This is a genomic window from Marvinbryantia formatexigens DSM 14469, from assembly GCF_025148285.1.
In the GTDB taxonomy this organism is placed as follows: domain Bacteria; phylum Bacillota; class Clostridia; order Lachnospirales; family Lachnospiraceae; genus Marvinbryantia; species Marvinbryantia formatexigens.
Genome location: NZ_CP102268.1, coordinates 3,094,623 through 3,111,977, shown reverse-complemented (window position 1 = coordinate 3,111,977; position 17,355 = coordinate 3,094,623). Strand labels below are relative to the sequence as shown.

17 protein-coding genes are annotated in these 17,355 nt (G+C 52.4%); 3 read left to right on the top strand and 14 right to left on the bottom strand.

What is annotated here, in order from left to right:
* Positions 1 to 46 precede the first annotated feature (46 nt).
* A complete protein-coding gene (locus NQ534_RS14630; protein ID WP_006861525.1) occupies positions 47 to 898 on the bottom strand; it encodes an aldo/keto reductase in 852 nt (283 codons plus the stop codon).
* A 284-nt stretch (positions 899 to 1,182) separates the two neighbouring features.
* Between NQ534_RS14630 and NQ534_RS14625 the strand changes: the two genes are divergently transcribed.
* The gene (locus tag NQ534_RS14625; protein WP_006861523.1) at positions 1,183 to 1,782 is read left to right on the top strand and encodes a TetR/AcrR family transcriptional regulator; all 600 of its coding nucleotides are present in this window, start codon (positions 1,183 to 1,185) and stop codon (positions 1,780 to 1,782) included.
* 114 nt (positions 1,783 to 1,896) lie between these two features.
* On the opposite strand, the gene NQ534_RS14620 is transcribed toward NQ534_RS14625, so the two are convergent.
* Together NQ534_RS14620 and NQ534_RS14615 are read right to left on the bottom strand one after the other, a co-directional pair.
* Positions 1,897 to 2,802, bottom strand: a complete 906-nt coding sequence (locus NQ534_RS14620; protein WP_416388632.1) for a DUF362 domain-containing protein — start codon at positions 2,800 to 2,802, stop codon at positions 1,897 to 1,899.
* 455 nt (positions 2,803 to 3,257) lie between these two features.
* Positions 3,258 to 4,667 carry an MATE family efflux transporter gene (locus NQ534_RS14615; protein ID WP_006861519.1) on the bottom strand — a complete coding sequence of 470 codons (1,410 nt, stop codon included), beginning with the start codon at positions 4,665 to 4,667 and terminating at the stop codon, positions 3,258 to 3,260.
* A gap of 175 nt (positions 4,668 to 4,842) precedes the next feature.
* On the opposite strand from NQ534_RS14615, the gene NQ534_RS14610 reads away from it, so the two are divergent.
* Positions 4,843 to 5,739: an AraC family transcriptional regulator gene (locus NQ534_RS14610; protein ID WP_006861518.1), complete on the top strand. Its 897-nt coding sequence runs from the start codon at positions 4,843 to 4,845 to the stop codon at positions 5,737 to 5,739.
* Between the two features lie 136 nt (positions 5,740 to 5,875).
* On the opposite strand, the gene NQ534_RS14605 is transcribed toward NQ534_RS14610, so the two are convergent.
* Positions 5,876 to 6,733, bottom strand: coding sequence for an aldo/keto reductase (locus tag NQ534_RS14605; protein WP_006861517.1), 858 nt, complete (start codon positions 6,731 to 6,733; stop codon positions 5,876 to 5,878).
* A 267-nt stretch (positions 6,734 to 7,000) separates the two neighbouring features.
* On the opposite strand from NQ534_RS14605, the gene NQ534_RS14600 reads away from it, so the two are divergent.
* Positions 7,001 to 7,366, top strand: coding sequence for a VOC family protein (locus tag NQ534_RS14600; RefSeq protein ID WP_006861515.1), 366 nt, complete (start codon positions 7,001 to 7,003; stop codon positions 7,364 to 7,366).
* Positions 7,367 to 7,477: 111 nt separating this feature from the next.
* Here NQ534_RS14600 and NQ534_RS14595 read toward each other — a convergent pair whose 3' ends face one another.
* The 10 genes from NQ534_RS14595 to NQ534_RS14550 all read right to left on the bottom strand — a co-directional run bounded on the left by NQ534_RS14595 (position 7,478) and on the right by NQ534_RS14550 (position 17,338).
* Positions 7,478 to 7,957, bottom strand: a complete 480-nt coding sequence (locus NQ534_RS14595) for a hypothetical protein (RefSeq protein ID WP_040782850.1) — start codon at positions 7,955 to 7,957, stop codon at positions 7,478 to 7,480.
* Positions 7,958 to 8,081: 124 nt separating this feature from the next.
* Positions 8,082 to 8,459 carry a methyltransferase family protein gene (locus NQ534_RS14590; protein WP_006861512.1) on the bottom strand — a complete coding sequence of 126 codons (378 nt, stop codon included), beginning with the start codon at positions 8,457 to 8,459 and terminating at the stop codon, positions 8,082 to 8,084.
* Between the two features lie 168 nt (positions 8,460 to 8,627).
* On the bottom strand, positions 8,628 to 8,858 hold the full coding sequence (locus NQ534_RS14585; protein ID WP_006861510.1) for a hypothetical protein: 231 nt from the start codon (positions 8,856 to 8,858) through the stop codon (positions 8,628 to 8,630).
* A gap of 55 nt (positions 8,859 to 8,913) precedes the next feature.
* Complete coding sequence (locus tag NQ534_RS14580; protein ID WP_006861509.1) at positions 8,914 to 10,116, bottom strand: phosphodiester glycosidase family protein; 1,203 nt, start codon at positions 10,114 to 10,116, stop codon at positions 8,914 to 8,916.
* Positions 10,113 to 11,222, bottom strand: coding sequence for a bifunctional glycosyltransferase family 2/GtrA family protein (locus NQ534_RS14575; RefSeq protein WP_050778295.1), 1,110 nt, complete (start codon positions 11,220 to 11,222; stop codon positions 10,113 to 10,115). Before NQ534_RS14575 ends, NQ534_RS14580 begins: the two co-directional genes overlap by 4 nt.
* Before the next feature lie 84 nt (positions 11,223 to 11,306).
* Entirely contained in the window at positions 11,307 to 11,864 is a 558-nt protein-coding gene (locus tag NQ534_RS14570) for a phosphatase PAP2 family protein (RefSeq protein ID WP_006861507.1), read from the bottom strand.
* 107 nt (positions 11,865 to 11,971) lie between these two features.
* Positions 11,972 to 12,838 (bottom strand): DUF368 domain-containing protein, encoded by an 867-nt coding sequence (locus NQ534_RS14565; protein ID WP_006861506.1) that lies wholly within the window; start codon positions 12,836 to 12,838, stop codon positions 11,972 to 11,974.
* A 95-nt stretch (positions 12,839 to 12,933) separates the two neighbouring features.
* Entirely contained in the window at positions 12,934 to 13,647 is a 714-nt protein-coding gene (locus NQ534_RS14560; protein WP_006861505.1) for a response regulator, read from the bottom strand.
* 102 nt (positions 13,648 to 13,749) lie between these two features.
* A complete protein-coding gene (locus NQ534_RS14555; RefSeq protein ID WP_074679910.1) occupies positions 13,750 to 14,955 on the bottom strand; it encodes a sensor histidine kinase in 1,206 nt (401 codons plus the stop codon).
* Positions 14,956 to 15,088: 133 nt separating this feature from the next.
* Positions 15,089 to 17,338, bottom strand: coding sequence for a beta-glucosidase family protein (locus NQ534_RS14550; RefSeq protein WP_006864525.1), 2,250 nt, complete (start codon positions 17,336 to 17,338; stop codon positions 15,089 to 15,091).
* Positions 17,339 to 17,355: the final 17 nt, after the last annotated feature.

Sequence of the window (17,355 nt, the reverse complement as noted above, 5' to 3'; positions counted from 1 at the left end):
TTTGTGTGCGGTATAAAAGCGGATACCGCAGTCCGCTGCGCTGCATTCAGGTGTTAAACCGGGCGGTTCCCAGCCGGGCGACTGTCTCCGGAAGGCTGTAATTCAGATATACGCTCCGCTCCAGATCAAGCTCTGCAATCTGCTCCAGCTCCTCCTCTTCCAGCCTGAAATCGAAAATATCCAGATTTTCTCTCATATGCACACCATTTTCCGACTGTATCAGTACCGGAACCTCTCTCTGCGTCATCCATCTCAGAATAATCTGCGCCGGTGTCTTTTTGTGCTTTCTCCCAAGCTTTCTTATCACCGGCTCTTCCAGAATCCCCATTGTGCCTCTCGCAAAAACACCCCATGCTTCCGCCGCGATCCCGTTCTCCTTCAGGTATTGCAGCAGCTCCTTCTGCTGGCACAAAAGATTCATTTCAATCTGATTTACATAAGGCATCTGACTGTGAAAGACGGATACCTCCGCCACCTTTCCCATTTCAAAGTTCGATACTCCCACCGCTCTGGCGTAACCCTTCCGGTACATCTCTTCCACTGCTCGCCAGGTCTCATGGATATCGCCGATTGGCTGGTGAATCAGATACAGGTCTATATAATCTGTTCCCAGACGCTCCAGGGATTTCTGAAACGCTCTTTTCGCTTTTTCATATCCATAATCCTGAATCCATATTTTTGTCGTAAGAAATAGTTCTTCTCTCGGAATTCCGCTCTTTTTCACAGCGTTTCCCACTGCTTTCTCATTTTCGTATGCCGCCGCCGTGTCAATCATCCGATACCCTGCCGCAAGTGCTTCCGCCAGCAGAGCCCCGCACCGGGCTTCATCCCTGATATCGGCAACGCCGTACCCGACAAGAGGCATTTTTACCCCGTTTTTCAGTGAAAGATACTCCATCCTCCTCCCTCCTTCGTTTTTATATACAACATTACTATTCACTTCGTTCGCAGTAATTTTCGCAAATCCATTTAAAATTTGCTTCGCGTTTGTTTTTGTTGTATATTTTTTATAATTCTATTATAATAAATGCATATAAAAACACTACAACACCCGGTCCAGATTTGTGTAATAATTCTCACGCAGCAGAAAAATGTGCATTATTTCCGGCAGTTTTTCTCTTTTCGTTTCGGCAGATTCCGAGAAAGTGATAAAAGTGTACAAACTATGTAAGGAGTGCAGATATGATGATACAGAAGCAGGAGGATATGCGCGCACGGAAAACCCGCGCGGCTATCGGAAAAACCTTTCGGGAAATGCTTATAGAAATGGATTATGACCAGATTACGATTAAAAATCTGACGGAGCGCGCAGATATCAACCGGCGGACCTTCTACCTGCATTACGCTTCCATAGATGAGCTTTTAAATGAGCTGATTGATGAGATTGCCGACGGCTATGTACAGAAAACAAATGCGATGAACGGCTATTCGGATCAGCGGGAAATCGCCCGCACCTTTCTTCTGTGCTTCGCACAGCAGGACGCGCTGCACGAAAAGATTATCTGCAACGCAAATTTTAAATACATCAGCGACCGGATCAACCGCAAAATCAGCGACAGTAACCAGCGCCATGTGGATGACCTGGGCAGGGTCAGCCCGTATATGAAAAACATTATCATCGCCTACCTGAATATGTCCTGCCTGGGCATGTACCGCAAATGGGTGGCGGATAAGAAACGGATTCCCCTGGATGAATTTATCGACGTCGCCACCGAGCTGGTCTGCAACGGCGTGCTGAGTATACCGGCGTATCTTGATAAGCGGACGCTCCCGCCAATCTGATGCGTCCAGGCAGGCATGAAATATCCCCGGCGTTCCCGCCGGGGTATCTGTTTATCAAAAACTGTTCTTCTGTCTGTGGTTCACGGATCGGCGCAGACAAATGACCTCTTCCGCTCAGTCCAGATTTACAAGTTGATAAGCCCTGTTTCCAAGACCGATTTCTTCCGCATGTTCCAGCGTGTGCAGACCGTCCCGCGACGCCACCCGGTTCTGCAGGGATTTGCTTCCCTCCGCGGCAAACGCAAGGTCGATGCACGCCTGGTCGGCGGCGACCGGGTCATGGGACGCTACGATTCCGATGTCGTGAATATCCGGTTCCGCCGGGTTGCCGTCACAGTCGCAGTCGATGGAAATATTGTTCAGCACATTTATATAGACGATCCGCTCGCCGTCTCCAAGGTAATCCGATACGGACTTTGCCGCCTCCGCCATAGATTCCGTAAAGCCAGTCTGATCTCCTCCCCAGGGACTTGTATGGCTTTTTCCGGATGTATGAATCAGGCACTTTCCTTCCTGCGACGCCATACCTATGGAAATATTCTTGATAGCGCCTCCAAAGCCCGCCATCGCATGACCCTTAAAATGGGAAAGCACCAGATAGGAATCATAATCGGAAAAATGAGAGCCTACCAGGTTGGAGGTAAGTCTGCTTCCTCCCTCCACCGGAATTTCCAGCGAACCATCCGCATCCAGAATATCCACATCCGCGATATCTGTAAATCCGTGGTCCTCTGCCACCTGCATATGCATGGCTGTTTCCGCTCTGGAACCGCCGTAAGCGGTATTGTTTTCCACAATGGTGCCATCCACGGACTGCACCAGCTCCCTGATGAGCTCCGGCTCCAGATAATTGCTGGCGGGCGGCTCCCCGGTACTCAGCTTCACCGCCACACTTCCCTCCGGTGTCCACGCAAGAGCGTCATACACTTCCCGCAGCCCCTCCGGGCTGATATCAGATGTAAAAAATACAACAGATGAATCCGCCTGCGCCGCTTCCGTCTGCTCTGCACCTGCCTGCACTGTCTCTGCCTGTTCTTCGCCTGCCGTTCCGTTCTGCGCCTGCCCGTCTGTGCTCTGTACGTATTCTTCCGATGTCAGCTCTGCCTGCTGATAAGACTGCTGCCCCTCTCTGAGCCGTTCGCCCGTCTGCACGCGCCGCACTGCATACCAGACGATTCCAGCAAGCACAAGAATGCCCAGAATCACGGCGATAATTTTCCAGATGCGTCTTTTTCTTTTTTTACCTCCTGCCATTTGCCTTTCCCTCCCGCTGCTGCCTGTGTTCTTTCTGCTGCCTGTGTTCCTTCTGCTCTGCCGGAGCTTACTTTCCTGCTTTTTTTAATTATAAACAAAAAAGAACTCCGTCAGAAGTTCCTTTTTGTTTACCAGTTTATACTTTAAGGTATATGCTCTGTCCATGTGTCCGCATTTCACCGGTTTTCTATATTTACTTATCAATCTGCAGCGTAAAAGCATCACGCACCGCGTTCTGTCAATAGCGTCTGCAATTTTCGTTTTTTCCACACCTTCCGTCCTCCGGGTTCAGACCCGCCCAGCTTTTTCTGCGTAACGCGGATACAGTACGCAAATGCCGGGAGCAGGAAGCAGTCCGCAAACACCCACGCCATCACATTTGCCAGGCTGATTCCCATAAAGCCCACCGCGGCGACTACCACCGTGCCGGCGATTCCGCGCGCGAGCATTTCCAGTGCGCCGGAGGTGATGGCGAACACCGAAAAGCCCATTCCCTGGATGGTAAATCTTACGACATTCACAATAGTCAGCAGGCAGTAACCTGCCGCCGAAGCAACCAGAAACTGATACGAATAATCCAACACCTGCTCATTCGGTTCATCCAGGAATATCAGTGAAAGCTGGCGGCCGCACAGCAGCACCACGCCAAGCAGCACGATGGATACAGCAAAGCCGCAGAGCAGCGCATCCTTCACGCCCTTTTTGATACGGTCGATCCGGTTTGCTCCCATATTCTGCCCGCAGTAAGCCGCCATCGTCGCGCCGAGCGCCTCAATCGGGCAGCACAGGAAGTTGTTAATCTTCTGTGCGGCGGTCACGCCCGCCACCGCAAGCGCACCGAAGCCGTTGATGGCGACCTGGATGACAAGCGTGCCGATTGCCGTCACCGAATACTGCAGCCCCATCGGGATTCCGATATAGCAGAGCTTCCAGATATAATTGCGTTTTGGCTGCCATTCCTCGCGGCTCATCCGCAGGATAGGGAATTTCCGCCGGATATACCACAGGCAGATAAGCCCGGAGACGCCCTGCGAAATCACGGTCGCCAGCGCCGGTCCCTCAACGTTCATGTGAAATACCACAATAAACACGATATCGAGCACAATATTAATCAGCGAGGAAAGCGCCAGAAATACGACCGGTGTCCTGCTGTCCCCCAGCGAGCGGATAACCGCCGCCAGTATATTGTACAGAAACGTGCACGGGATTCCCCAGAAAATAATCACAATATAGACATACGCATACTCAAAAATATCCTCCGGCGTCTGCAGCAGCGTAAGCAGCGGACGACAGAAGCCCACGACAACCGCCGTCAGCACAACCGCAAGAAATACCGTCACCCACACGGCATTTGCCACATACCGGCGCAGCTCGCTCTCCTTTTTCGCGCCGAACATCTGCGCCACCGGCACCGCAAATCCGTTACAGACCCCCGTCACAAATCCGATTACAAGAAAATTCAGAGAGCCTGTCGCGCCGACCCCTGCCAGCGGATTTACGCCAAGAAACTGCCCGACGATAATCGTATCCACCATGCTGTAAAACTGCTGAAACAGCATCCCCAGAAACATCGGCACCGCAAATCCGATAATCAGCCCAAGGGGCTTTCCCTCCGTCATATTCTTTGTCATTTTACTGCCTCCCACGTGTTTTATTTTTGTAATAATAAAGAATTTTTTCACTTGTTTCTATAATAAAACCGCTATATACTATAACAAAAGCGACTATATTATAAGCGATTATGAACCGGGCGGCAGGCTGGCGCAGGCAGCAGCGCAAAACGGTCGATTTACAGGAGGCAGGCTTATGACATCCATTTTTCACTCTGATGCAGTAAACGCCAACGGGCAGGAGCTGAAGCAGCACGGCACCGGACTTTTCCCGTGCGGCTGCTACAATGCGTCGCCGGAGGTCCAGGTCCCGTGGCACTGGCACGAGGAATACGAATGCTCTTATGTCTTTCACGGTGCGGTTACTTATCATACCCCGCAGGGGGAATTCCGGCTGGGCGAGGGCGACGGTATTTTTCTGAATTCCGGCACGCTGCACACAGTGGAGGTTGCTCCGGCGGGCTCCTTAAAAAAAAGCGACCTGGTCTTCCACGGCCGTCTGATTTACGGCTCCCGCGACAGTGTCCTGTACCAGAAATACGTGCAGCCGCTCTCCGCTCCGGACGCGTTCCAGACGCTTATCCTGCGCAGAACTGTATCCTGGCACGCGGAGATTCTTTCGCGCATAAAAAAAGCCGTCCGGCTGTGTCAGAACGAGCCGGAGGGCTATGAATTTACGGTGCGGAGCCTGCTGTCCGAAATATTTTTTGATCTGTACTGCTATCGGAACGCTCCAGCGGCGGAAACGTCCGCGGCAACGGCTTCCGAGAACGCCCGCATCAAGCAGATGCTCCGTTATCTGCAGGAAAACTATACGCGCCGCGTCACCGTCGCCGAGCTGGCGGCGCACGCCAATATCTGCGAGCGCGAATGCCTGCGCTGCTTCCAGAAGGTGCTGCATCTCTCCCCGATTCAGTACCTTATCCGCTATCGGATTGCGCGCTCCTGCATCCTGCTGCGCGAATCCGACCTCTCGGTTCTGGAAATCAGCAATCTTTGCGGCTTCGAAAGCCCCAGCTACTTTACCAAGACCTTCCGGCAGATTACCGGCGGCACGCCGACGCAGTACCGGAGGGCGCAGCTTATCCCATAAAATTTGTGAGAACCCTGGCGTTTTCCGGGTACGCACCGTAAACGCGGGTCTGGCAGGCGGAAGATACGTGACATCCGCTTCAGTCGCTCCCGGCACATTCTCCCGTAAACATAGGTCTGGCGGTCGGTCCCTGCTTTCAGTGCAGATTCAATACAAATTTCACGAACGCCGGGTCGTCATGGTTTACAATTTCGCTGTGTCCAAGGTCTTTGGCTGCGATTTTCGCCATTTCCTCTTCTGTGAGCGTGAAATCCCAGATATCGATATTCTGCTGCATTCTTTCTACATGCACCGATTTCGGGATAATGGACACGCCGCGCTGCACATTCCATCTGAGCGCTACCTGCGCCGCCGATTTTCCATATTTTGCGCCGATTTCCACAAGATCCGGGTCGGTAAAGATGCCATGTTTTCCTTCCGCCAGAGGTCCCCATGCCTGCGGGATGACACCGTACGCTTTCATGTTTTCCAGCGCGCTCTCCTGCACAAAGAACGGGTGCAGCTCCACCTGGTTGACTGCCGGAATGACCTCCACCGTCTCGCAGAGATTCGCAAGGATTGCCGGATAAAAGTTTGCCACTCCGATTGCTTTTGCAAGCCCTTCCCGGTAAGCCTTTGTGATGCCGCGGTATGCCGCAAAATAATCCTTCATCGGCTGGTGCAGCAAAATCAGGTCCGCGTAATTCATCGCAAGTCTTCCAAGCGACGCCTTCACCGCCTCGTATGCGGCTTCCTCGCTGCCCATATCATTCACCCATACCTTCGTGGTGATAAACAGCTCTTCCCTTGTCGTCAGACCGTCCGCGATTGCCCGCGCAACGCCCTTTCCGACAGCCTCCTCATTGGCATATGCGGTCGCCGTATCCAGCAGCCGGTAGCCCGTTTTGATCGCATCGTAAACAACCTGCTCGCACTGCGCGGCGTCCGGGATCTGAAATACCCCGAAGCCCTCCTGCGGCATCTTTGCGCCTGTATTCAGTGTAATAAACTCCATAAATATTACCTCATCTTTCTTAACACGGACGACAAAGCGTCCGTTTCTGGCTGTTATCCTGTTTCCAGTTTAAATTATAAATACTATTACCCAGAATGTACAATGCCAATAAAGAATACTGCTATAACCCTGGTTTATCAGCCGCTTGCGAATCTTCCCAGCTCTGAAAAAAAGCGGTTTTACGCTTGCCTGCCCAGGCGTCTTCCGTTATAATAGAATTGATACATATACTGCTTTTCAATTACCACTTTTCCGGAGGTACCGGCAATGAAGTTAAAGAATATTTTGATTGTTGTGAAAGATATCGAAAAATCTAAGCAGTTTTATCATGACCTGTTTGGTCTGGATGTGATCCTCGACAGCGACGGAAACGTAATTCTGACGGAAGGTTTTGTACTGCAGGAGGAAAAAATCTGGAAAGCGTGTCTTGGGAAAGAGGTTATTTTGCAAAGTAATTCCTGTGAGCTGTATTTTGAGGAGCCGGATATCGAAGCATTTGCCGGAAAACTGAAACAGCTTTACCCCTCCGTTCAGTACGTCACCCCTCTTACGACGTATACCTCCGGGAAAAAGGTCATCCGCTTTTACGATTTAGACGGCAATCTGATTGAGGTGGGAACGCCTGCTCCGTAAGCCGCTACAATGCATTGTCCGGAGCAGGCGCTCTGGATGAACAGGACGCCTGCTCCGTAAACCGCTACGGTTTATTGTCCGGTGCAGGCGCTTTGGAAGGACGGAAGACTTTTAAAAAAGCAAAACCACCAGCCCCGCTGCGACAGCGGCTCCCACGACCCATATTAATGTGAGCAGTCCGCGCTTCTTCAATACCTGCTTCCAGGTCTGGACAAACGGAATATCCTCTGTTCCGGGGAGCACCCAGAATTTGCTGTGTCCCACCCAGATTTTGTCAATCACGATTCCGTCATACCAGTTCATCACTTCCAGAAAAAGCAGCGACTGCAGATAGGCTGTCTTAAAATCCGCCGCCCGGTTCCAGAAGCCGACAATCAGCAGAAGCGCCGCCAGCATCACAAGATAAAACGAGGTCATAAAGCGCTTCTTTTTTCTCCTTACCGTATCACGGTCTGTCAGACCAATCGCAATCGCCCTCTCCTGCACCGGTTCCGGATAAAAATACAATCCGTCAATCGCTCCGCCGCGCACCGACAGTCTCACCATTCCCGTAAAAAGCAGACAATACAATACTAACTGGATAATTATCATTTTCCTGTGCTCCTTCTGTTTTTTCTCCACGGAATACAGCGGTTCACACATCTGCAGTATTCCTTATACTCTTCGCCGTAAAGCTCCCGCAGCCACTTTTCTTCTGTGCCTTTCATCAGCACCGTCAGAAACCCCAATAAAAGAAAGGCAGAAACAGCAGCAGAATATTTCCGTAAATCAGCAGAGCTCCCGTGCAGGCAAACAAAAATGCCGAATAGATTGGATTGCGCACCTTTGCATAAATGCCGTCCGTCACAAGATGGTTATTCAGGATACCGTCATCAATTTTACCCCGGATTACCGCCGCATACCACAGATAGATTCCGCAGATAATCAGACAGATTCCCGCAATCAGCATAATCACAGAAGCTCCCTTATACCGGATAACAGGAATCCGGTTGTGCGCGCTTGAAACAATCCACAGGACAGTCAGTCCGATAATAACCACGCCGTATAAGGGACCAACCCCATACACCGGCAGATGTGTTTTCTTTGCTTTCATGCTCTCTCCCCTTTTGGTTAGTTTTTTCTAACTTTCATTTCCAAAAAACAGGCATTCCGCGCTGCCGCCCGGTATGCCCGTCATTTTTTTCTGCCTGCGGCTTTGTTTCTGCACTGTTTTCTAATATGAGTTTAGCAGTTTTTTGCTCAAAGCGCAAGTCTCCTTTTACTATGCCGTTTTATTTCTTTTTACATTTCGTTTTCCGGGGATTTTCTGCTGGCGGACCGGGGTTTGGAAAGCCGCCAGCACAAGCACCGCCAGGCAGAGCGCCATCTGGATGCCCCATATATGTCCGGAAAAGTCCATATACGGATTATACCAGTCCAGCACCTTTGCCGAAATGCAGATAAGACTGCATATCGCACACATATGTAACAAAATTTCTCTTAATCTGTTCATTCTGATTCCTCCACATTCAAATACCCCGATACAGACACACGGGACATCGGACCAGTTAAGCCTGTCCGCCTGGATCGTTGCCCGCGACAATAAAAATTCCATCGGAGACCGTATGCTCCGGCTTATAAGGATGGTTTGCCGTCTGCCCCTGGAAATTCATGAAGGAGCAGTGACCGCCGTCCAGATTGTAAGCCGCTTTGCATCCAAGTTCTTCAAACAGCTGCGCCATTTCATCCAGGAACATGCCTCTGGAAGCCTTCTGCCTGCCATCCACCAGCAGCAGGCAGTAATGTCCCGGCTCATAATAGCCGATTGCTGTCCGCGGATGCGACTGCCGGATATAGTCCCAGGTAAGAAAGCTGTCCTTTGCTTTTCCGTTTTCATCCAGCAGGGACGGTCCGAATACCCAGCTCTGATATGCTCCACGCTCTATCAGTTTCTGTATATCCATCTGGTCCGGAGTATAAATGTCCATTGTTCCGTCCCAGTTCAGCACGCAGGTTTCCGCGTCTGTCGCCTGGCTCCGGTAGATGACGCCGTTGCGGATGATGGTTCCGTTATTCCGGTGACGGTTGTTGCTGTAGGAATCGCCGTTCACGGCAAGCACCGCCTTCATTCTGTCCGACATCCCCGACAGCTTTTCCGAATATCCCACCCCATAGGTATCCTGCGCAAAAGCAGTGCGCAGGCAGGTGATATCTCCCACGTAAATATCCGCCAGCACATATGATATCTGTGTTCCGTATTTTTCATGCTTTCCGGAGCCTGACTTATCCAGCTTTCCGGTATCATACTGATTATAAGTCAGCTGAATGGACAAATCCGGGCTGGTATAGGACGTGTCCGTGGCAACCACTGTATCCGTAAATTTATCTGCAAATTTCTGATGCCAGTCCTGCGTATCCCGTACCACATTTGTGCTCTGCAGCATCCCCTGCTGCTCCCACTGTTCTTCCGTTGCCCCGTCGATTCCCACATCCGCACCGGCTTCCACGCCATTTCCTGCGCCTGCATTCGCACCAGCTTCTGCACCATTATCCGTACCGGCTCCTCCTGCGCCCGCATTCGCGGCTGTGCTTCCGCCCACATTCGCGTCCGCGCTGCTGCTCTCCCTGGCATCCGCCGCCTCCAGAGTTTCCTCAAAAGCGGCTGCCCGGATTCCTTTCTGCGGAAGCTTATAATCTACAATCCACACCGCGAGAAGTATCAGCGCCGCCGCAATCGTATCCAGCGCCAGCCACAAAATTCTCTTTTTCATATCATCCCGACCTTTCCGCCCGGATGGGCACAGCTTCCTTCTTTTCCTTCCGGCAGGGCGTAAACCCTTTCTCTCCGGAATATCACGCAGTTCTGCATCAGCCAGCTAAAGAGAAACAGCAGGCATTCCGTCAGCAGCTTTGCCGGATGGACGGGCACATGAAGCACCTGCACAAGCATTCCCAGAATCAGATTATTCAGCAGCAATATAACGCCCGCCAGCGCAAAATACCGGGCGGCTGTCTGCATTCTCCGGTTTGTGTGAAACACGAAACAGCAGTTCATGCTGTAATTACAAAAAGCGCTGACCGCCCTCGCTGCAATATTCGCCAGCAGCACGCAGAACGCCGTGTGCGGCAGAAACAGCAAAAACAATGAAAACAGCAGATAATCCAGAACAAAGCCAGAAAACGACGAAAGCGTAAACTTCAGCATATCCCGGTAGATGCGCACCGAATCCCGGATGCTGTGAAAATGCGAGCTGGAATTGCTCCTGTCCCGGTAAATCGTGTCGATGGGCAACTCCTCAATCGGAACCCTTCCCTTTGCGCACGCCATCAGCACATTCGTTTCATACTCATAGCGCTCCCCGGAGACCGAAAGCAATTTTGTAATCAGCTCCGGGCCGAACGCCCGTAAGCCCGTCTGCGTATCGGACACTGCCACGCCGCTGACCAGGCGGAAAACCATTCTGGTAATCTGATTTCCCAGCCTTGATTTCAGCGGCATTTCCCTGCCGACCGTCCGCACACCCAGCACCAGCGCCTTTCTGTGCGTTTCCGCAAAATTCAGCAGTCTCATCATGTCCTCCGGCAGATGCTGTCCGTCGGCGTCCATGACGCCAATCACATCGCCGCTCTGTTTTTCCTCCTGCGGCGCCCCATTTTTCAGGTAAGACAGTGCCGTCTTAATCGCAGCGCCCTTTCCCCGGTTCTCCGGATGATGAAGAATCACGCAGACATCCTTTATCTTATCAAACACCGCTCTGTATGCTTCCCCGCTGCCGTCGTCCACTACAATCATCCGGCAGCCATATGCCCAGAGCCTGTCTGTTATTTTCATCAGTTCTTCATCCGGCTTATATGCCGGAATAACCACAACCGCCATACTGTATGCCTCCTTTTTTGCCTTCCCAGGCAGTTCCAAACTCTCTGTCACTTTCCTGTCTTCCGCAGCATTTCATTAAAAACCTCATTGTGCCTTTTCTTCCATGCCGCCGTGTCTTTTTCTCCATTTCTCCAGTCTTCCGACTGCCCAAAAGCCGATGATTCCGGAAATAATTCCGACAACCACGCCTCCGAAAATGTCTGTTGGATAATGCACATATAAATACAACCTTGAAAACGCTATCAGAACCGCAAGCACAAGCGCCGGTTTCCACAGCTTCCTCTCCCCTGCCAGATAAAGCGCCGTCACCGCCGCAAAAGAAGACGCCGTGTGACCCGACGGAAAGGAAAAATCATGCGGTCTTGCAATCAGAAGCTGAACGCCCGTATTCACATCGCAGGGGCGCAGCCTGCCGACCAGATTCTTCAGTATCCCATTGCACAAAATCAAATCCACACATAATGCCGCCAGCATTATCGCTCCGGCTTTCCGTGTCTTCGGAATCAGCAGCAGAAGCACTGCAAGTAAAATCCATATCATTCCCATGTTTCCCAGCTTCGTAATGAAGGGAATGATAACGTCGCCCGCCGGCGTCCGGATGCTTTGTATCCAGTCCAGAATCATCCACTCAATATTACCCATTTCTGTGCTTTTCACCTCCCGTCATTCTCGCTCTCCCATGATAGCGGGAATCTGAAAAATCAGCAGCATAATTGCCAGATAAATTGCTCCTGTCACACTCATGGCTGTCACCTTCTTGCTTTAAGCTTCTGCATCCCCAGTACCAGCAATACCCCTGCAACCGCAGCGACGGGCTGAAAATTTGAAAGGCTTAAAGCCGCCTGCGGCGCCTCCAGCGTGGTCGGTCCCATAACGATGGCATAAAAGGAACCAATCATCATTCCCAGAATCATGTATATGGTCTGCGGACGGAACCGCTCCAGGCAGATTTTAATTGCCTTTACCACAGTCAGCGCACCGGTCAGCACGCCGCATCCGAAAAAGATAAGACACGGAATGTAAGAAAAATCCAGGGAAAGAACGCCTCTCACCGCCGTAATCACCGGAATGTACGCTCCGAAGATAAGCAGCAGCGTGGAGCCGGAGATTCCCGGAAGAAACATCGCGGAAATCGCAATCATTCCGATAAAGAACAGCTTCACCGCCATCCCCGCGGAAAACTGACTAAGGTCCATCGCCCCGCCGCCAATTCTGCCATTCGCCCAGGTAATGCCCGCGACCAGCGCAATTCCGAGCAGACAGAACGGGATTCCCTTTCCGGCTTCCCGCATACTCTCCTTCTCCTCTATTACGATCAGCGGAATCGCCCCGGCGATAAACCCGATAAATAAAGAGCTTACTCCATAAATGTGGCTCTCAAACAAAGCCGACAGGGCAACCACCGCCAGCACCATTCCGACTGCCCAGCCAGTGCCCAGCTTTGCCAGATAGCGGACGGCGCGCATTTTCTCTGTCCGCCTGCCGAATGCCAGGTCGTGGATGGAACCGATAAAGCTATCGTAAAATCCCAGGATAAACGCAACCGTTCCTCCCGATACGCCCGGCACACTGTCCGCCAGCGCCATACAAAATCCATTTATTCCCTCTCTTATCATAAAAAAATCCCTCCTGTTTTATTTTCTGCGGTTATCTTAACAACCTGCGTTAAACAAACAGAGGGATTTTTTCTAAACAAATCCTAAACACTTTTTCAATCTTTATTAAACCGGTATCCGGCACCCCACACCGTTTCCAGAATCTTCGGATTTTTGCTGTCGTCCTCGATTTTTTCCCGGATGCGGTTAATATGCACCATGACTGTGACGCTGTCGCCCACGTAATCGTACCCCCATATCTTTTCAAAAAGCTGCTCCCTGGAAAACACGATGTTGGGGTTCATGGCGAGAAATTTCAGCAGCTCAAACTCCCGGTTCGGAAATTTGATTTCCCGCTCTCCCTTATAAACCTTCCAGCTATTAACGAGAATCCGCAAATCAGCGACACAGATTTCCTCCGGCTCTTCCGTTTTTTCCTCCGGAATTTTCCGCATCATCCTGTCATACTGCCTTAAATTTGCCGTCACGCGCGCCACCAGCTCCGCCGGGTCAAACGGCTTCGCGATATAATCATCTGCGCCGAGCCCCAGCCCTCTGATTTTATCCACGGTCTCCGTCCGCGCCGTCACCATGAGAATGGGAATATCCACCTGCTCCCGTATTTCCCGGCAGATATCATAGCCGCTTTTCCCCGGAAGCATCAAATCCAGCAAAATCAAATCGAAGCTTTCCTTCCCAAGCAGCCCGGCGACCTCCCCGCCATCCCGGCAGATTGCCGTATCAAAGCCCGCCGCTTCCAGATAAGCCTCCTCCACCATACTGATATCCTCGTCGTCCTCCACAATCAGCACCCGTCTTTTCTCCGCCATATTCCGCTCCGGTCTCCTTTCTGCAGCCTGCTCTGCCGTCGGTACGCTCCTGTCTTTTAAGCATCATGTCCTGCCGTCCGCCCCGCTTCTGTCCTTTAAGCATCATTTCCTGCCGTCCGCCCCGCTTTCATTGGAATCTATCCGGGACTGCTGCCCGCCGGGGCGCGCAATCTCCTTTAGCTCCAGATAAACGGCAAGCCCGTCCGCATTTTCCGCCCGGACGCTTCCGCCCATCGCCTCCATCAGATAGCGGACAATATAAAGCCCCAGCCCGTTTCCATCCCTGTGGTTTCTGGATTCGTCCCCGCGATAAAATTCATCAAAAATAAAGGGCAGCTTTTCTTCGGGCACACCCGCTCCGTTATCGGAAAAGCAGATGCGAAATCCCTCCTGCGTTTTATCCAGCACAATTTTTACCTTCAGCGGTACTGCGCCTCCGTATTTTCTGCTGTTTTCCAGAAGATTATCAAAAATGCGCCAGAGCTCCTCCGCATCGGCGGATACCGCGCCCGCCGCTCTGATATCGGCAGTCAGCTCCACCGGCTCATTCTCCAGCGTCTCCCGCTTTCCTCTCACATAATTGCGGATAAAATCAGCAATCTCAATAGTCTGCATATGCAGCGGCATGTTTCCGGTTTCCAGCTTTGAAATGTAAAACAGCCGGTTCAGCAGCACGTTCATTTCCCCTGTCCTGCGGTATGCGGTTTCCAGAAACTTCTTCTGCCGCTCCGGTGTTGCCGCCACGCCGTCCAGCAGTCCCTTAATGGTCCCGCGGATGGCGGTGAGGGGCGTGCGCAGGTCGTGGGAAATGCCGGCAATCATATCAGTTCTTGCTTTTTCGTACTTCCTGTTTTTTTCCTGCGCCTCCAGAAGAGACGCCCGCATTTCATTGAAGTTGGCGCAGACGTCCTCAAACTCCCGCTCCCCCTCGTAGGAAATATCCTGTGTCAGATCGTGGTTCCGGATTCTTTCCGCTCCCGCTGACAGCGCGTCCAGCGGCTCCATGATGTGACGCACCAGATTGCGCGTAAAGAACTGGCTCACAACCACCAGCACCGCAATGCCAAGCATCCCCTCCGCCAGAAAAAGAAGCAGAAATTCGTCCCGGTGTATGGTCCATTCCTCAATCCAGTCGTCCCAGCCGTCCGCGTCTATCCCGGCTTCCACCGATGCCTTCAGCTCCGTCTCAATGGATTCCGAATATATTTTGAGGACAAATACGCTTATCAGCAGAAACAACGCAAGCGTCACAAAAACCATCAGCGCGTTTGATACAAAAATCCTTCTCTTTACTGTCCGCTTTCCCATCACACAGCCCTCCCGTACAGGTTCTATTATAACCCATAATAGCGCAGATAGCTAAACAAAGAGGACAGATTTGTTAAACAATTTCTAAACACATTACTGCTCACTCCATTTACAGCAGCCTTCGCAAATCCATTCAAAATTCGCTCTGTCGGTTTATCAGATTTTCCGTCATACGTCCCGCTGTCGCCTCATCAATTCCCATAATCGCCAGAAGCTCCTGCATCTGAATCAGATTTACCCCCAGAAGCATCTGATAGAACATATGGGATTCATCCACCCGGAGCGCCGCGAGGAACTGTCGGGCGTACACCGTATACCGGTCATCCTCCAGAAAATCCTTAAAGGAATCCGTCATGCCGAGCGGAAGCCGCACCTCATCTTCCGAGATAACTTCCACCGTATCCTCCAGACAGATATCCCGGCTGGAGGTGCCCGCCAGAACAGCAAAGCTTCCTGATTCCACCGCGAACCGTCCCAGATGGGGCACATAGTAGGAAAAGGCGTCCTCTGTCAGCTTCAGCACAACGGTTTTTGTCTCTCCCGGCTCCAGCTTTACTTTCGCAAACTCCTTCAGCTCCTTTTCCGGGCGGAAGAACGCAGATTTTTCATCCCGGATATAAAGCTGCACCACTTCTTTTCCCGCCATGCTCCCGGTATTTTTCACATCGACAGAAACCGTCAGTTCTTCCCTGCTGCAAATTCTGTGGGAAGACAGCCTCAGATTTTCCAGCGCAAAGGTGGTGTAGGAAAGCCCGAAGCCGAACGGATACCGGGGCAGAATCCTCCTGGTGTCATAAAAGCGGTAGCCCGTCAGCAGCCCTTCCCGGTAATACACCTCATCCTTTACACCGGGAAAATCCGGATATGCCGGCGTGTTCTCCAGGCAGACCGGAAAGGTCTCCGCCAGCTTTCCGCACGGCGATATCCTGCCGGAAAGAATGGCGGCAAGCGCCGCCCCGAAGCCCTCGCCCGGAATCCAGACGTGAAGGATTGCCTTCACATACTTTTCGGCTTCACTGTAATCGACTGCCGAACCACACTGTGTGACCAGCACGATATTGGGATTGACCGCGGCAGCCGCTCTCACCAGTCTGATCTGTTCCCTGGGGAGCAGAATTGTATCCCTGTCCAGGCTTTCCGAAGTGCTGACGCCGGCAAAAAGCAGCACGGTATCCGCCGTCCCGGCTGTACGCACCGCCTGGTTTAACAGCTCCTCTGTCGTCCGGTTTGCCGCATAGCCCTTCGCATAGGAAACCGTATATTCTCCGCCCAGACATTCCAGCGGCATATCCATCTGACGCGGTGTCAGGCTGGAGCTTCCTCCGCCCACAAAGCAGGGCTTTTCTGCCAGCTCTCCGAGCACCGCCAGCGTGCCCGCCTGCTTCAGCGGCAGGATGCCGTCTTCGTTTTTCAGAAGCACCATCCCCTCCGCCGCCGTCTGCACGGCAGCCCGGTGATGCTCCTGCCAGTCCGGCTCCGCCTGTTTTTTGCCGCGCGCCTCCGTCACCTTCTTTACCAGCCGCAGCACCTCGCCTGCGCGCCTGTCAATTTCCGCTTCCGTAAGCTCCCCGTCCTCTACGGCTTTTATCACCCGCCCGGCGTCCCTTCCGGGTCCCGGCATCTGCAGGCTCAGCCCGGCTTTCACGGCGCTGACCTTATCGTGGACCGCTCCCCAGTCAGAGACGACAGCGCCCGGAAAGCCCAGGCGCTCCCGCAGGATATGGGCGAGCATTTCCTCATTTTCACTCATATAATGGCCGTCCACTTTATTATAGGCTGCCATGACGCTAAACGGAGCCGCCTCTCTGATTGCAATCTCAAAGGGCTTCAGATAAATTTCCCACATCGCCCGCTCGTCTATGTGAACGTTCACAGAGGTGCGGCGGCTCTCCTGGTCGTTCAGCGCATAGTGCTTCAGGCATGTGCCCACGCCCTGCGACTGCACGCCCCTTATCAGCGCCGCCGCAAGCTTTCCGGACAGATACGGATCCTCGGAAAAATACTCAAAATTCCTCCCGCCCAGAGGGGAACGCTTTCCGTTCACTCCCGGTCCCAGCAGCACGCCCACGCCAAGAGCACGGCATTCCTCTCCCATGCACCGCCCGATTTTCTCCAGCAGCCCTGCATCCCAGGTCGCCGCCATCGCCGCCTCACACGGGAAAGCGGTCGTCTCCTCCATTTCTCCCGTCATCGTGTACGGAGCGTCGCCGTCCGGCTCCGTTCCCTTTTCCACGCGCACCCCGTGGGGACCGTCCGCCAGCAGAATCCGCGGGATACCCAGCCGCTTCACCGGATTCGTAAAGCCCTTGTCCGCACCCTCCAGAAGAAGCACCTTTTCTTCCAGTGTCATATTTTTCAGACATTCTCTGATATCCATACCCATCTTCGTTCTCCGTTTTT

Excerpts from the sequence above, each read along its gene's own strand:
- NQ534_RS14625 (WP_006861523.1), top strand. The coding sequence starts at position 1,183 with ATGATGATACAGAAGCAGGAGGATATGCGCGCACGGAAAACCCGCGCG.
- NQ534_RS14605 (WP_006861517.1), bottom strand. The coding sequence starts at position 6,733 with ATGGAGTTTATTACACTGAATACAGGCGCAAAGATGCCGCAGGAGGGC.
- NQ534_RS14615 (WP_006861519.1), bottom strand. The coding sequence starts at position 4,667 with ATGACAAAGAATATGACGGAGGGAAAGCCCCTTGGGCTGATTATCGGA.
- NQ534_RS14560 (WP_006861505.1), bottom strand. The coding sequence starts at position 13,647 with ATGGCGGAGAAAAGACGGGTGCTGATTGTGGAGGACGACGAGGATATC.
- NQ534_RS14550 (WP_006864525.1), bottom strand. The coding sequence starts at position 17,338 with ATGGGTATGGATATCAGAGAATGTCTGAAAAATATGACACTGGAAGAA.
- NQ534_RS14610 (WP_006861518.1), top strand. The coding sequence starts at position 4,843 with ATGACATCCATTTTTCACTCTGATGCAGTAAACGCCAACGGGCAGGAG.
- NQ534_RS14555 (WP_074679910.1), bottom strand. The coding sequence starts at position 14,955 with ATGGGAAAGCGGACAGTAAAGAGAAGGATTTTTGTATCAAACGCGCTG.
- NQ534_RS14565 (WP_006861506.1), bottom strand. The coding sequence starts at position 12,838 with ATGATAAGAGAGGGAATAAATGGATTTTGTATGGCGCTGGCGGACAGT.
- NQ534_RS14570 (WP_006861507.1), bottom strand. The coding sequence starts at position 11,864 with ATGGGTAATATTGAGTGGATGATTCTGGACTGGATACAAAGCATCCGG.
- NQ534_RS14575 (WP_050778295.1), bottom strand. The coding sequence starts at position 11,222 with ATGGCGGTTGTGGTTATTCCGGCATATAAGCCGGATGAAGAACTGATG.
- NQ534_RS14630 (WP_006861525.1), bottom strand. The coding sequence starts at position 898 with ATGGAGTATCTTTCACTGAAAAACGGGGTAAAAATGCCTCTTGTCGGG.
- NQ534_RS14585 (WP_006861510.1), bottom strand. The coding sequence starts at position 8,858 with ATGAACAGATTAAGAGAAATTTTGTTACATATGTGTGCGATATGCAGT.
- NQ534_RS14600 (WP_006861515.1), top strand. The coding sequence starts at position 7,001 with ATGAAGTTAAAGAATATTTTGATTGTTGTGAAAGATATCGAAAAATCT.
- NQ534_RS14595 (WP_040782850.1), bottom strand. The coding sequence starts at position 7,957 with ATGATAATTATCCAGTTAGTATTGTATTGTCTGCTTTTTACGGGAATG.
- NQ534_RS14590 (WP_006861512.1), bottom strand. The coding sequence starts at position 8,459 with ATGAAAGCAAAGAAAACACATCTGCCGGTGTATGGGGTTGGTCCCTTA.
- NQ534_RS14580 (WP_006861509.1), bottom strand. The coding sequence starts at position 10,116 with ATGAAAAAGAGAATTTTGTGGCTGGCGCTGGATACGATTGCGGCGGCG.